This window comes from Radiobacillus kanasensis (assembly GCF_021049245.1).
Classification (GTDB): domain Bacteria; phylum Bacillota; class Bacilli; order Bacillales; family Amphibacillaceae; genus Radiobacillus; species Radiobacillus kanasensis.
This window is the reverse complement of record NZ_CP088020.1, coordinates 699,973-713,589: the sequence shown is the minus strand read 5'-3', so window position 1 is coordinate 713,589 and position 13,617 is coordinate 699,973. Positions and strand designations below refer to the sequence as shown.

Here is a 13,617-nt window from a genome sequence, read left to right as displayed (position 1 = left end):
TAATACCCTTCTTTTCTTTTTGTTCTCTTATTCTATACCATTAAATCGAAGCATTGATTAACCGATGAAAGACCCATTTCTCACCTTTTGCAAAAAATCACTTATAATTTAAATACCATTACACCTATTAAGAAAGCCGAAGCGAGCCACCGCTTCGACTTATCGTAGCACATCCATAAACGGATGGATTATTTTTGTTCATTTTGTCTATTAGCAGAGGTATGGTCCGCTACCCGCTATTCTACTATCTAGTAAATATTATATCATAACTATTTCCTATTTTTGGTTAATAATTATTAGTTTGCCTTCTTTCATTTGAATACTTAAACCACACTTTCAACGCCTCCTATCCATTTCAATCTTACTTTTCTGTCGCTACATCATTTTTCTGCTCGTAATAAGTAATCTTAAATGTGTAAGCATTAATATCATTCGCCATAGGTAAACTCCTTAAGTTATGTTGGAAAAACCAAGTTAAAGCTATAAAAGCAATCCCCAAACCAGTACATGTGAAAATTAGGGCACTATCAAAAATAGTACATAAGTATCCGCCTAACAAGGATCCAACTGGCATGGCCATTATACTAAAGCTATACATAACAGAATTTACTCTGCCTAATAATCGATTAGGGACAATCGATTGACTAATACCCGCAAATAAGACATTTACTGCTCCAATCGGAATCCATGCTAATCCAAATAAGATAGTGCTAATAATAGGCGATGATAACCACCCTGATAATGACCAAGAAACTGCACCTAGCGTGAAGCAAATGATGGAAACCTTGCCTACCTTATATTTCCCTAATATTGGTCCTAAAAGCGCTCCTGTTAATGAACCAGTAGATAATGCGGTTAGGAGTATTCCGTACATTTCCACCCCTCCCAACTCCTCTGAAAAATCAGGTAATATGGCCATCGTTATACCAATTGCTAAATTCGCTACAAACGAGCCTATAAGAAAGACCCACAATAAAGACTTAAAAACAAGATAGATTCCTTCTTTCAAATCTCTGCCATATTCAACAATAGATAATTTTATATTTTTTCTTGGGTAGTTATTCTGGGCAGTATTTTCTTTCAGTTTAATCAATGAAAAAAAGAGTGCAGCTAATGCAAACGTAACAGAATCAATAAAGTATATTGTGATCGCACCGAATATAGCTACGATGACTCCCGAGAGGGCATTAAAAACAATATCTACCCCTTGATACGCAAAGGCAAATAAGGAGTTCCCTTTAACTAAATCTGTTTTCTTTATAATTAAGGGAAGTGCTTTGGTTTGAGTTGGATAAGCAAACTCTTCAATTATTGCAATGATTGGCATCATAATTAAAATAAGTTGAATAGAAAGAAAATCGAAATAATAAGCGACAGGGATGACCAAAATTAAAATGGACTGAGAAATCTGGGTAATAACAAGCACCTTCTTTGTTTTCCACTTATCAACTAGTGGACCAACAAGAAATTGTAATGCTTTTGGAAGTAGAATTAGAAATCCAGCTAACCCTGTATAAAATGGATTATTGCCAATGCTGTGAACCAACCACATGGAGGCAACGTAATATAAACTGTCTCCTATATTTGTAATAATTCTGCCGAAAAACAATACAAAAAAGTTTTTGTTTTTTAACAAGGAAATCATAAAAACACCTCTTATATTCATTTTTGTTGACCGGTTAATTTTTCTTAACTATACTTTTAAAAAAAGAAGAGTTTTAATCCTCTTCATTTTCCATAATCAAATCATCAACTTCAAACGCCATAGTTGAAATATAATAAAGTTTTTTTTCCGCTTCATCATTTGTTTCCCTGGCCATTTTGCTAAGTTCATCCATCAATGAAAAATACTTATGAATCCATTCTTGAAAGTTTTTTTCAGACAGCGAATACTGCCACATCGCACCAACATAAGACCATTCGGAAGGATTTTCACTGGCTTGATTTTGTTTAAAAGCATGCTCTGGTGCAGATAGTATTACGCTTTTTGTCTTTTCAGCCATTTGAAGTAGTAACTGTCTGGAAGTTTCACTAACATCCTTAATATGCGGAAGTAGTTCACTTGAGGGAGTAAAACCCCTTGCAGCTGACTGATAAAATTTTTGGATAACCCCACCTTTTTCTTCTTTTCTAACTAAATAAATTAATTCATTTTTCTCTAACTCTTTTAAATGATAGTGAATTTTTGCTCGAGACAATCCAGTTCTTTCGGACAACATTTGACCTGTATGTGGTTTTTCAATTAGACGCAACATAATCTCTGCTCTAATTGGATCACTTAATGCTTTTAGTTGGCTATGTTTGGTTAAGGTCAACATTGATTTCATAAATCCACTCCCCATAATTATTTTTACCGGTTAATTTTTCTTAACAAGAATATATCATAATCTTTTTTCCAATTCAAGGATCATTTATTTACTTCCGTTATTTGATCATGCTCTATGTATTAAAAAGAAGCTTTCTTAAAATTTATTGCTATCCCTTCCACTGAAATCTCTCTAAATTAATCATACCTTCCGTGCTTACATCAACCCCCTCCATCTGTAGGTTCATGATTTGCTCGTTATAAGAATCATCGCGCTTTATTGCTATCTGTCCTTTCGCATTAATTACACGATGCCAAGGCAGACGATGCTTTTGGCTCATGGAATGGAGGATACGCAGTACTTGACGAGCAGCCCTATGGTTTCCAGCAAGCCTCGCAATCTGTCCATACGTCATAACCTTGCCTTCAGGAATGTTTCGAATAATATCAATGACGGCTTCGGTGAATGGTGTCACGGTCTGTGCCTCCTATCCATTTCATTGTTTTTTCCTTAGAACCCTCCTAACCAGATAGTGAAAGAAGCTGTAGGAAGTTCAATATTTTTGTTTTCCTCTTCCTTTTTAGGCTTTATACAGAATGAACCAACACCAAAAAGATAAGAGCTATTAATTGGTTCATTAAGAATATACCCATCTCTTTCTTATTTCTTTTACAACTATATCGGGATTATCCCAATGCAACATATGGGACGTATTTGGAACTAAATTCACTGTTCCCCCAGTTTTTTGTTGAAATAATTTTGAAGTCAAATCTCGGTAATTATCTCGGTCTTTAGGTAATGTTGCTCTTAACAGCAGTATGTTAGAAGGCAATTCTTCATAGATATTTTCTGTTTCATGCTTGTGCATTGCTTTAACGATATTTCCACCTGTTGTTCCTCTCGCATGCCAATAAAAGCGGTTCTCTTTTTCTAAAGCAAGGTCTTCACCAGCCAGATCAAGTAATGAAGATCTTCGGGAAACAGCACCATATACAGCTTCTTCTAAAAACTGTTCCCACGTATCTAGGTAGTCTTCAAAATCTCGTTCATAATAAGATACTTCTTCCTCCAATGACTGTTTTTTAAGCCTCTTCGTTTGGTAGCCACCATCAATTAAAATGGTTCCCAGTACTTTTTTAGGATACCTATGTAAATAAAATAGAGATACAAAACTTCCCCAAGAATGTGATAGAGAATAAAATTTTCCAATATTAAGCTTTTCTAATATGTTGTTCAACCACTTTACAATGGAAGGCATTTCATATTGTTCAGAAGTTTTAAAAGGAGCTGTCTTACCATGACCAGGAGCATCCATTGCAACAATTCTAAAGTTATCTTTCAGTTTATCTGCAATTTCGATAAAACTAAGACTGGTGCTTCCCAAACCATGAAGACAAAAGATTACAGGATTATTCCTATCTCCCCATTCCGTAACATGGACATTTATTTCTCCGTTATTAATAAAATATCTATGCAAAGTACTGCCTCCAGTAGTTCAATATATTTTTCCAATCCACTTATTAACGAATTCCACTTCTACAGCTATTTAATTTTTTTTTGCTTAATTATACCTAATACAATTGGAACACCCGTACCAAGAATCGTTATCGGTAAAAACCATTTACCAAATCCACTTCCCCAGTCTAATGCAATGGAAACTGATTCAAATAAGATTAAAGAGAAAATAATGAGACAAATATTTTTTATCTGATTTATCATTTTTCGACTTAGTAAATAAAACTCTTCTGCGTTGGATTCATTAAATCGTCTAGGATAATTGTGTACTTCAGGGAATTTTTCTATCCAATGCATGAAAACAGAGATAAATGCACCGACAATAGGTAAGATGAGCAGTTCTGTTTTCGATCCCCAACGATCAACTTCACCCGAAGCGTTATAATGTGCAGGAACTTCTTCCGGAAGCATGTTCCAAATGATAATTAAAAAGATTACCGATCCTAAGTAACAGGTATATCCAATGATATCCCATGCCCATTCCCTTTTTGTTTTTGACATTTTAATTTTTGGACGCTTCCAGGAGTCTGACATTTACCCTCACCTACCTATTAAAAACTATGCAAGTCATGCTTTCCCCATCAGATGTTTTTTTATTAATCTATCTACTTATACAAGAATTCCACAAAAAGAGCGTTAATCATCCCTTGGACCAACGACCCTGACAATGCAGCAAAACCATTCTTATAGAATTTCATTCCTTTTTATTTCTTTTTGGTCTTCAGGTTCAAAATAAAGTTGCACCCATAAGCTACAACTAACCCAGTCCAAAAAATTAAAATAGTAGAAAAGATATGACGTTCTAAAAATAAAAGAGAGGTTAGGTCTAAAAATAATAAAAACATATACACATAAAACCCAAGTATTGCACTTTTGTTCCAGTTTTCTGATTCTTTTCTGCTCATATCCTTGAAGAATAACTTCATGTGTCTTCCCTCTTTTCTACTATAGTGCACATTACAAATAGGACATAGAGAACTTTCAATTTACATTCTCAGAAAAAACGTTATTATCCTTTTCTCTTTTTCTTGAATCAATCATTGTAATATAAACAGTTATGAAAATACAGATTAATAGCGTGGTATGAAAAAGAATATGTAAAGTGTTTGGGACCATTCCGTTCATTATTGAGAGAAAAAGAGTGTGTATCACCAAACATTTGGTTGTAGCTTTCGGCTCTTTGCTCTGCTCCAAACCCAAAGAAGTAGGGAATCCACCAATCGATTAATACCCCTGCAAATCCAGCAACAACCACCCTAATACTGCAGAAGATAGTCCTCTCCTAAGACCGACTTAGGCGTGAACAGCTGGTTGGTTATTTTCGAAGATATCTAGATATAGTCTCATCGCTTTCCCTCCTCCTTAAAATTACTGCAGTACCATCTCATAAATCTTTTGAAAAGCAAAAGGTAAAGTAGAAGCTACCGCTAAACCTATAACGACAGTAGAAGAAGCATAGACCCAATACTTTCTTATGGAAATCTCTTTCCGTTTATAACCGATATGTAACGCTTTAAGAATAGAGTAAACGGTGATCATTATTATGATGGCTGAGAAAAAACTTGTTAAGATTACTTCCATGCTAGTCTCTCCTATTCACTTGGCTTCCATTTAGCGATGACCATTGTTTCATTATTCTCCAAGATACTATCCTTTTAGTTTCCTATAATACCGAAGAGATACCTGCTCCTCTCCCGTATCTGTTGGGGTAATCTTTTTCTCCTGAAAGGTAAAGCCCCTAGCTTCGTAGAATGGAATGCCGCGTTGATTATTTTCCTGAACAGACACCCATTGTTCCGTTGCACCTTTTTCTTTTTGCTGTTTCGTCAAGGCTTCAAGGAGAAGTCTTCCAATTCCTTTATATCGGTAAGTTTCATCCACATAAAGAACAAACACTTCTCCAGTCTGAGAACTTGTCATAGCGCCACCAATAACACCAACCACTTTGGAGTTCACAAGTGCTACATGCGTATAGGAACCTGATTCCATATCATTTAAAATCCGCTCCTGGTTATACCAAAATTCCACAGTCTGCTTTTGATATTCTTCACTTAACTTTCCTTCCACAGTTTGCTTCCAGCCGACTGAGCAAATTTCCGCAACCATCTCTGCATGTTCTGGCTTGGGCTTTTCAATTGAAATATTCACTTATCCGCACCTCTTTTCTGTATATATTATTCTACTAAAAAATGCGTTAATCCTTTTTGATTAACGCACTTTGTTTTCATCATTGTTTTCTGAAAATAATCATACCAATTAACATAGGAATGATCATTATGAGTCCGACAGTCAATGTAGGAAAAGGAATTTTCGTAGAAAAAATAGCCCCTAATTCCCCAAGAAACCCGCCAACGAGAAAGGGAATTGCTGTAGTTGTTTTATTCGCCCCTGATTTTGCATAAAACCAGGCATCCCAGACCGCATATACATAGAATCCTGGGTAAAATAACATCACATCATGCACAACTGTATCAAGTGCCTCTTGGTGTGAGCCATTAAAATCAAGATGAATCGATTTGTTTATTTTACCGTACATGTTATCAAAGTGCTCAAATACTATGAATATAATTCCCTTTAAGAACTCCCGATTATATATCTGCCCAAAACCAGGCATAAGTAATGAAAATAACGCTGCAATAATGCGCATGAAATCTTCCTCTTCGCTTCTAATTAACGTTATTTTCTCTTAAGTATTATTATCTTATTCCATATTGAAAACAATTTTATAAATATCTGGAAATACTAGATCCCATTACTCTTACTCGAAAGAAAATCTTGCGCCATAAAATAGGCATTGGCTGTAAAGAGCTGTGTTTTAATTTGATTTGTTCTCACTAAATTTCCGAATTCTTCAAAATCAAACAGTGTTACCTTTATCTCTTCTGTATCATCCAAATCCTGCTCATATGCTTTATATGCATCAAGAATCAAGTATGTCTTTACTTTATTATTCTGTGTGGCTGGATTAACCATGAATTCACCTAAAAGAATCGGATCCTTCAAGGAAGTAAAACCTGTTTCTTCCTTTACCTCTCTAACTAAACCTTCCTCGTGCGTTTCGCCTTCTTCTCTTTTCCCAGCAGGTACTTCCAGGAAGAAGTCCCCTCCAGCATAACGGTATTGTTCGACAAGAACGATTTGCTTGTCCTTCGTTATGACAACAGCATTTACCCAATCCGAATATTCATTAACATAGTAGTCATCGATTACAATGCCATTAGGAAGCTCACATTGATCTTTTCTAATATTGCCAAATGGGCTCTTATGTAGATATTCTGATTTTAGTGTTTTCCATTTTTTCATGGTTTGCCTCCGCTTCTAATTGTTTCGTACGATACCTCCATCCTATCCTAACATAATCTTCCAATATATTTTCACGCCAAAAAAGACCGCATCATGGCGATCTTTTCCTATTTAGTATCTAGAGATTTCTTCTGCATTCGTTGAAATAATCTGGTTAGTAGATAACCTAATAAAAATAACACGATATATATAAAGAAGATGATAAGGTAGTTTACCCATTTGTACTTTTCGAACAAGCCAATTAAAACCAAGAATGGTTTAAATCCAAATCCAAAAATAGCTGCTGTGATGATCGCATAAATGAAGAAGTTCTTATCATGTTTTAGCGTCCACTGATACACTAACATGATTGAAATAGGGATAATGGATGCATCCAACGAAAGGCTTGGTAGAAATGGGAACACCTGATACGGATACCCCCACAAGCCATATTGAATTCCGAATGAGTCTATATAGGCAAATAGGACATGGACAGCAAATCCAAAAAATCCAATTTGAAAAATGTTCTTTCGATCAATGGTAAAGAGAAGGATGACAAGAGGAGCGAATAATATAAAACAAACTACCCAAAATTGCCACGTGCTAAAGTCTGAATAAAGCTGCCAATATTCTGTACCTGCCTCTTTTAAAGTTTCTCGAATAGAAACTAGTTTTTCAAAATACTCGTTTTGATTCGGAACCACAATTATTCTCCTCAAAATATTATTTTGGATATTTTATCCTTGATGGTTCCTTTTATACAACGAAAATCTACTATCCTTTTTCAGGGTTATATTTCCTGCAGACAAAGGATCCCACTAACATAAAAATCACCATGAATACGCCAACAGAAAAAACAGGCATAAATGGGTTTCTGGGCGAAAAAATAACACCAACTGTGCCGATAAGACCTGCAAGAGCAAACCAATTGATAAACCGTTTGTCTTCCGTTTTACCCGCGTTTATCACACTGTCAAGAACACAAAGCACATAGAAGCCCGGATAAAACATCGCAAACTCAATATGAACTATTTCCACAGCCTCTCTATGAAAACCATTAAGGTCTAGATATAGTGCTTTGTTTACTTTCGCCAAAAAGTTTAGGATATGTTCTCCAATCAAGAATACAATTGCTTTTAGGTACTGGCGATTTAGCAACTGACCGAGACCAGGCATGATCATACTAAAGATTGCCACCCTTATCCGCATTCCATCACCTATTCTGATCACGAATTGATACAAAATTGCGAGGATAGTATAACCAATAGCATACACGTTTATGACGGAAAGAGAAGATAAACAAAAGGTTACTCTTGCATAGTTTATTGTTAGACAGGAAAATTATAAAAACATCTGATAGTATAATAACCATAGGGAGGTTGTAAGATTTTATGAAAAAGAACTATACAGTAATGTTTATAATGTTATTTGTTGCATCCATCGCGGGTGGATTAGCATTAAAAAATCTTTTTGAGTATTCCATGCTAATTGGATTTGGCTTAGGGGTAATCTTTCTTCTATGCTCAGCATACTTTGCTGGTAAAAATAAAAAGGATTCAAAGTCACAGTAATACATTCACTGTGACTTTGAGTAGTTAAGGAGTCTTAATAAAGTACCAATAGTAATCTTATTTAACTTCTTACACGTAGACGATTATAAAATCTTAATATTTTCCTAACAAAAAAACTGCTTTATCTTTTGATGAATTCTCCCTTTCCGACCCCGCTTCTATACTCCAAATTATCCCCTGGCTGACAATCCAGTGCCTTGCATATTGCCTCCAATGTAGAAAATCAAATTGCTTTTGCCTTCCCATTTTTTAAAATGGAGAGGTTTGCCATGGTAATTCCAACTTTCTCGGTTAGCTCTGTGACACTCATTTTTCTTTTGCTAACTTAAAAATGGCCACCATATCACCTCAAACAGTTAGATCATTCTCTGCTTTTATTTTCAATGCATTTAGTAAGAGTTTCTTCAGTACAGCAGCAAATACGGCTATCACCAAAGATGCCCCCATGATAGCGAGACATAAGAGTCCTATACCCGGGTGTAGAGCATTTTGAGTAATAAGAAAGACGTCCCCAATGATAAAAATTCCAATGATCGCAACAGCACAGTTTCTTATATACTTTAATGAGATTACAGATGCATGGGAAAATGCACTATTCCTTTCTATATACATCAGTAGTTTAAAGGCCTGATAGAGCGCAATTAAAAAAGGAATCAAAGGAGTCCATAATCCATAAACAACAGGATATCTCAAATAAGCATACTCAGGATTCTGAATGGCCGCATCCCTTGCTAAGTCTGGTAGTACAAATAGGCAAAATCCGAGAACCGAAACACCCATTACGGTGATGACAATTATTTAATACTAAAAGCTTATATTCCTTCATAAAGCACCTCACTCTAAAGTTGGTTAGACTTATTTTAACTCCCGTTTTATCGTTTATCAATATTTTTTTATTATAATTTAATATATGGATACAGAATGGGCTTTAGACATCTATCCTACTAATGGGAAGGACTTTTCACTCATCATCAGCTTAAAAGCCATTGGGAAGACTGGATACATACCAGTACTACCCCAAAAAGGTTCATGCTCTCTAGAACTATGTTTGGTTCATAATGAATAGAGTCCCCAATGGATTCAAAAGGTTGTTTTATAATAAGTACTAGGTTTATTTTTTTGATTACTCCCACGACCAACTTGGTTGCATGAAACCTACTTTTCCCACCACCTGATTTCCATAATATACTTGGTAATTTTCTTCCTTGTTAATTAAGGGATATAGACTTTATTAAAAGTAAGACTTGTATTGATCTAAGCTTTGGTGTTGGAATACTCCTTTCTAAAAATGTCCATAAAACAGACAGGTCATATCAACCTGTCAAGTAAGTCTACATATTCTTCTATTGGATGGTATAAGTGATGAATAGGAAAGTTATCTTCTTTCATCATTTCTGTTTTTAGTTCCTTGAGAAGTTTCTTCAGTTCCATAAGAGTTACCACATCTACTAAGTGGTCTCCCTCTAATTGATTTGTAAACAACCTTATTCTATAGGCCATGCCAATCAGTACATCTAAGGAGTCTAAATCATATCCACTAAAGGGAGGTGATTTCCTCTTGTATGCCTCCCTGTATAAGTTCTCTAGGTTTTCTATAAGCCCTTGTTTTATTTCAATCATACAGTCCCCTCCATAAAATAGTTATCATATATAAATATCATGATTTACCCCTGTGGCCTTATATGGTTTAAGGATTTTTTTTGATATCTATATTGTACAACCACTAGGGAGAAGTTTTGTGACATTGAAGGGCTATTGGGTGCAATGAGATTAATTTTTTCAAATAATATCAACCATTTTGATCGGCCCATTCACTACAAATCAGGCTCTGAGGGGCAATTGTTCTTGGTATGGTGCTAGAAAACAAAATGAGCATTCTCTCCAAATATTCACATTGGTTCTTTAATTGATCCATAGTCACAAACTGAGATATAAAAGGATGTCCCCATGCCCCTAGCCCACCATTGTATCCACCTGTTAGAGATTTAATTCTTAATATTCATCCATCTTATCTGAGGATAACCCCGCTTCAATATAGCTTCGTACTAACTGCCATTTCCCTTCCTTATACGCAAAGGTTTCAAAAAACAGGTTTCCTGAATTCAACCGCTCTCCATTCACTCGAATCGTGGCGATCATAACTACCATTTCCTCCCGATCATGCAAAGGATAATGTGCGAGCTCCTTTAACTCCCATTCTCCCTTCGATTGTTTTACAAACTGGAATCCTTGTTCCCAACCGTTTATTGATTCTTCATAGCCAAAATCCATAATTTCGCCACTACGAACCTCTCTTGCTTGATAACCCTTGGATATGTATTGCTTCATCTTATCTAAGTCACAGGTTTTCCATGCATTCTTGTAGTCTACTAGCCAGTTTTTAAAGTCCATCGTCCCACTCCTTTTTCTCTATTATAACGAAAAAGGGAAATCCTGGTTGGATTTCCCTAGTCCTCATCAAGCTGTTGTACTTGATAGAGATTATAATAGCCACCTTTTCTTTTCATTAACTCCGAATGAGAACCGACCTCGCTTATTTTTCCGTTTTCAATCAAAACGATGCGATCCGCATGTGTAATGGTCGCCAGTCTATGTGCCACAATAAACGTTGTTCGGTCTGAGGCTAGTTTTTCTAACGCTTCCTGAATTAAGTGTTCACTCTCTAAATCCAAGGCTGAAGTCGCTTCATCTAAAATAAGTAACGGAGGATTTTTTAAAAACACACGAGCAATGGCAATTCGTTGTTTTTGCCCGCCAGATAGCTTGACTCCACGCTCCCCAACTAACGTGTCATAGCCTTGTGGGAGGTTGGAGACGAACTCATGTGCATTCGCCGCTTTTGCTGCTTCGATAACTTCTTCATCTGTCGCATCCGGTTTCCCCATCCGAATGTTCATCGCAATCGATTCACTAAATAGAATGTTGTCCTGTAAAACCATTCCAATCTGATCTCTTAGGGACCTTGCTTGCACACTGCGAATGTCCTGGTCATCAATCAAAATGCGCCCGTCCGTCACATCATAAAATCTTGGGATAAGACTGATTAGTGTTGATTTTCCGCCACCACTCATTCCGACAAAGGCTATGGTTTCCCCCTGCTTTACATCCAACGAAACATTTTGGAGTACAAGCTCCTCGTCATCGTCATAACGGAACGATATATTTTCAAGGGACACATGTCCTTTCACTCGTTCCAATTTCGGCGATCCTTCTTCATCGACAATATCATATTCTTCATCAATAAATTCGAAAACACGATCCATCGAAGCAATCGATTGTGTTAGGACTGTAGAAGAGCTAATCAACCTTCTTAACGGGCTGTATACCCGATCCATGTACCCAACAAAAGCCGCAATAGTTCCGATTGTAATATCACCTGTTACCGCAAAGTAACCAGCGAACCCTACGACGAGAAGTGGGGCTAAATCGGTAATCGTATTCATCACTGCAAAGGTTCTCGCATTCCATTCTGTATGTTTAATTGCTTTCGTTAAAAAGTTCGTATTTTGATTATTAAATTGCTCTTGCTCATAATCCTCTAACGCGAAGCTTCTCGTCACAGGAATTCCTTGAACGCGTTCATGCAGATGCCCCTGCACTTCTGCTAAAGCTTGCGAACGTTGGCGTGTAAGCTCTCTTAGGCGTCCGTAAAAGATTTTCACCGATAACCCGTAGAACGGGAATAATACGATAGCAACCAATGTTAGCCAAACATTCATGGTCGCCATAATAATGAGTGCGATCACAATAGTCACCATATCAAGCCAAATATTCATGAGCCCTGTCATAACAAAGTTTTTCGTCTGCTCCACATCATTAATTACTCGTGAGATTATTTCTCCCGTTTTGGTTTGCGAGTAATAGCGCAAGCTCAATCGTTGGATATGATCAAACAGCTTATCACGAATATCAAATAAAATTTTATTCCCCGTCCATTGCGCTAAGTATTGACGGTAGTACTCAACCGGTGGTCGAAGCACTAAAAAGATGACAAACGCCCCGCCCATCATCCAAAAGAGATGTGATAGCTTTTCATCGGCCGTTAGATCATTGGCTCCGATAATATTATCAATCACATATTTTACGATTAGCGGCATTAAGAGCGGGATTCCGAATTTCACAATACCGATTAATACTGTAATGAGAATTTTCCATTTATACGGTTTTACAAATTGCATGTACCGTTTCATGCTTTCCACTTCTGCCACCCCATCCTGTTGTAGAAAGTATAAAACCTTGTCACCGATACGGGACAAGGAAAAACTAGTTTCTTTATGCTTTTATCGATAGGTTAAGTACAATTCATACCACGAGTCGATGAACTCGGGAGAAAAAGGACCCTTGCGTTGACGTATCCACCTAATGAGATACTCTACATTATTTTTCAATATACGGTCTAAAACCTCTGGATAGTTCATCTGAGCTTTATGGAGTTCGTACTCATCTTCATCTAGTAGAGTAAAAGTCATATCTGGGAAAACCTTTATATCCAGATCGTAATCAATGTATTTGAGTGCTTCATCATCGTAGACAAATGGTGAGCTAATATTGCAATAATAGTAAATTCCGTCCGTGCGAAGCATTCCTATGATATTAAACCATAATCTAGAATGAAAATAGCAAATAGCAGGCTCTCTCGTTACCCAAGTTCGTCCATCACTTTCGGTCACCAAAGCCTTGTCGTTCGCACCAATAAGGACATTGCGATTTGCTTTAAGGACTAAGCTATTATCCCAAACCCGGTGGAGCTGACCATCGTGTTTATAGCTGTGTATTTGAATTAAAGAACCTGGAGCTGGGCCAGCCATCCTATCTTCCTTTCTTTTAATGTTAAGATTTTATACGTTATCTATAGAATATTATAACGATAATAATGGGTAAATGGAAATGAAAGGCTGTGGGTATAGAAGCGTTGAGCAGCGCACGGGGTGAAGCTCACGTTG

Annotated in this window: 18 protein-coding genes and 1 pseudogene; 1 reads left to right on the top strand and 18 read right to left on the bottom strand. The window is 36.6% G+C overall.

The window, feature by feature from the left end:
- Positions 1-361: 361 nt before the first annotated feature.
- From KO561_RS03740 to KO561_RS03685, 12 genes are all read right to left on the bottom strand, one after another.
- On the bottom strand, positions 362-1,642 hold the full coding sequence (locus KO561_RS03740) for an MFS transporter (RefSeq protein ID WP_231097035.1): 1,281 nt from the start codon (positions 1,640-1,642) through the stop codon (positions 362-364).
- A 76-nt stretch (positions 1,643-1,718) separates the two neighbouring features.
- On the bottom strand, positions 1,719-2,327 hold the full coding sequence (locus tag KO561_RS03735; RefSeq protein ID WP_231095813.1) for an ArsR/SmtB family transcription factor: 609 nt from the start codon (positions 2,325-2,327) through the stop codon (positions 1,719-1,721).
- 148 nt (positions 2,328-2,475) lie between these two features.
- Positions 2,476-2,781: an MGMT family protein gene (locus tag KO561_RS03730; RefSeq protein ID WP_231095812.1), complete on the bottom strand. Its 306-nt coding sequence runs from the start codon at positions 2,779-2,781 to the stop codon at positions 2,476-2,478.
- Between the two features lie 162 nt (positions 2,782-2,943).
- The gene (locus tag KO561_RS03725) at positions 2,944-3,783 is read right to left on the bottom strand and encodes an alpha/beta fold hydrolase (RefSeq protein WP_231095811.1); all 840 of its coding nucleotides are present in this window, start codon (positions 3,781-3,783) and stop codon (positions 2,944-2,946) included.
- A 65-nt stretch (positions 3,784-3,848) separates the two neighbouring features.
- Positions 3,849-4,355 (bottom strand): DUF1648 domain-containing protein, encoded by a 507-nt coding sequence (locus KO561_RS03720; protein WP_231095810.1) that lies wholly within the window; start codon positions 4,353-4,355, stop codon positions 3,849-3,851.
- Between the two features lie 170 nt (positions 4,356-4,525).
- Positions 4,526-4,747: a hypothetical protein gene (locus tag KO561_RS03715; RefSeq protein ID WP_231095809.1), complete on the bottom strand. Its 222-nt coding sequence runs from the start codon at positions 4,745-4,747 to the stop codon at positions 4,526-4,528.
- A 442-nt stretch (positions 4,748-5,189) separates the two neighbouring features.
- A complete protein-coding gene (locus KO561_RS03710; RefSeq protein ID WP_231095808.1) occupies positions 5,190-5,402 on the bottom strand; it encodes a hypothetical protein in 213 nt (70 codons plus the stop codon).
- 66 nt (positions 5,403-5,468) lie between these two features.
- On the bottom strand, positions 5,469-5,969 hold the full coding sequence (locus tag KO561_RS03705) for a GNAT family N-acetyltransferase (protein ID WP_231095807.1): 501 nt from the start codon (positions 5,967-5,969) through the stop codon (positions 5,469-5,471).
- Positions 5,970-6,048: 79 nt separating this feature from the next.
- On the bottom strand, positions 6,049-6,468 hold the full coding sequence (locus tag KO561_RS03700; protein WP_231095806.1) for a hypothetical protein: 420 nt from the start codon (positions 6,466-6,468) through the stop codon (positions 6,049-6,051).
- Positions 6,469-6,563: 95 nt separating this feature from the next.
- On the bottom strand, positions 6,564-7,124 hold the full coding sequence (locus KO561_RS03695) for an NUDIX hydrolase (RefSeq protein ID WP_231095805.1): 561 nt from the start codon (positions 7,122-7,124) through the stop codon (positions 6,564-6,566).
- 107 nt (positions 7,125-7,231) lie between these two features.
- Entirely contained in the window at positions 7,232-7,807 is a 576-nt protein-coding gene (locus KO561_RS03690) for a CBO0543 family protein (RefSeq protein WP_231095804.1), read from the bottom strand.
- Between the two features lie 70 nt (positions 7,808-7,877).
- Complete coding sequence (locus KO561_RS03685) at positions 7,878-8,285, bottom strand: hypothetical protein (RefSeq protein ID WP_231095803.1); 408 nt, start codon at positions 8,283-8,285, stop codon at positions 7,878-7,880.
- A gap of 209 nt (positions 8,286-8,494) precedes the next feature.
- Here KO561_RS03685 and KO561_RS03680 point away from each other — a divergent pair, with 209 nt between their 5' ends.
- Positions 8,495-8,674 carry a hypothetical protein gene (locus KO561_RS03680; RefSeq protein WP_231095802.1) on the top strand — a complete coding sequence of 60 codons (180 nt, stop codon included), beginning with the start codon at positions 8,495-8,497 and terminating at the stop codon, positions 8,672-8,674.
- 121 nt (positions 8,675-8,795) lie between these two features.
- Here the strand turns inward: KO561_RS03680 and KO561_RS03675 are convergent.
- The 6 genes and pseudogenes from KO561_RS03675 to ntdP form a co-directional block, all read right to left on the bottom strand.
- Positions 8,796-8,984, bottom strand: a pseudogene (locus tag KO561_RS03675) (helix-turn-helix domain-containing protein).
- A gap of 38 nt (positions 8,985-9,022) precedes the next feature.
- Complete coding sequence (locus tag KO561_RS03670) at positions 9,023-9,454, bottom strand: DUF2975 domain-containing protein (RefSeq protein WP_231095801.1); 432 nt, start codon at positions 9,452-9,454, stop codon at positions 9,023-9,025.
- Between the two features lie 528 nt (positions 9,455-9,982).
- Positions 9,983-10,294 carry a hypothetical protein gene (locus tag KO561_RS03665; RefSeq protein ID WP_231095800.1) on the bottom strand — a complete coding sequence of 104 codons (312 nt, stop codon included), beginning with the start codon at positions 10,292-10,294 and terminating at the stop codon, positions 9,983-9,985.
- A gap of 372 nt (positions 10,295-10,666) precedes the next feature.
- Positions 10,667-11,065 (bottom strand): flavoprotein, encoded by a 399-nt coding sequence (locus KO561_RS03660; RefSeq protein ID WP_231095799.1) that lies wholly within the window; start codon positions 11,063-11,065, stop codon positions 10,667-10,669.
- A 56-nt stretch (positions 11,066-11,121) separates the two neighbouring features.
- On the bottom strand, positions 11,122-12,873 hold the full coding sequence (locus KO561_RS03655) for an ABC transporter ATP-binding protein (RefSeq protein ID WP_331000823.1): 1,752 nt from the start codon (positions 12,871-12,873) through the stop codon (positions 11,122-11,124).
- 81 nt (positions 12,874-12,954) lie between these two features.
- A complete protein-coding gene (ntdP, locus tag KO561_RS03650; protein ID WP_231095797.1) occupies positions 12,955-13,482 on the bottom strand; it encodes a nucleoside tri-diphosphate phosphatase in 528 nt (175 codons plus the stop codon).
- Positions 13,483-13,617: the final 135 nt, after the last annotated feature.

Coding starts and splice junctions, on each gene's coding strand:
- KO561_RS03735 (WP_231095813.1), bottom strand. CDS start 2,327: ATGAAATCAATGTTGACCTTAACCAAACATAGCCAACTAAAAGCATTA.
- KO561_RS03720 (WP_231095810.1), bottom strand. CDS start 4,355: ATGTCAGACTCCTGGAAGCGTCCAAAAATTAAAATGTCAAAAACAAAA.
- KO561_RS03715 (WP_231095809.1), bottom strand. CDS start 4,747: ATGAAGTTATTCTTCAAGGATATGAGCAGAAAAGAATCAGAAAACTGG.
- KO561_RS03710 (WP_231095808.1), bottom strand. CDS start 5,402: ATGGAAGTAATCTTAACAAGTTTTTTCTCAGCCATCATAATAATGATC.
- KO561_RS03700 (WP_231095806.1), bottom strand. CDS start 6,468: ATGCGCATTATTGCAGCGTTATTTTCATTACTTATGCCTGGTTTTGGG.
- KO561_RS03695 (WP_231095805.1), bottom strand. CDS start 7,124: ATGAAAAAATGGAAAACACTAAAATCAGAATATCTACATAAGAGCCCA.
- KO561_RS03685 (WP_231095803.1), bottom strand. CDS start 8,285: ATGATCATGCCTGGTCTCGGTCAGTTGCTAAATCGCCAGTACCTAAAA.
- KO561_RS03680 (WP_231095802.1), top strand. CDS start 8,495: ATGAAAAAGAACTATACAGTAATGTTTATAATGTTATTTGTTGCATCC.
- KO561_RS03670 (WP_231095801.1), bottom strand. CDS start 9,454: ATGGGTGTTTCGGTTCTCGGATTTTGCCTATTTGTACTACCAGACTTA.
- KO561_RS03665 (WP_231095800.1), bottom strand. CDS start 10,294: ATGATTGAAATAAAACAAGGGCTTATAGAAAACCTAGAGAACTTATAC.
- KO561_RS03660 (WP_231095799.1), bottom strand. CDS start 11,065: ATGGACTTTAAAAACTGGCTAGTAGACTACAAGAATGCATGGAAAACC.
- ntdP (WP_231095797.1), bottom strand. CDS start 13,482: ATGGCTGGCCCAGCTCCAGGTTCTTTAATTCAAATACACAGCTATAAA.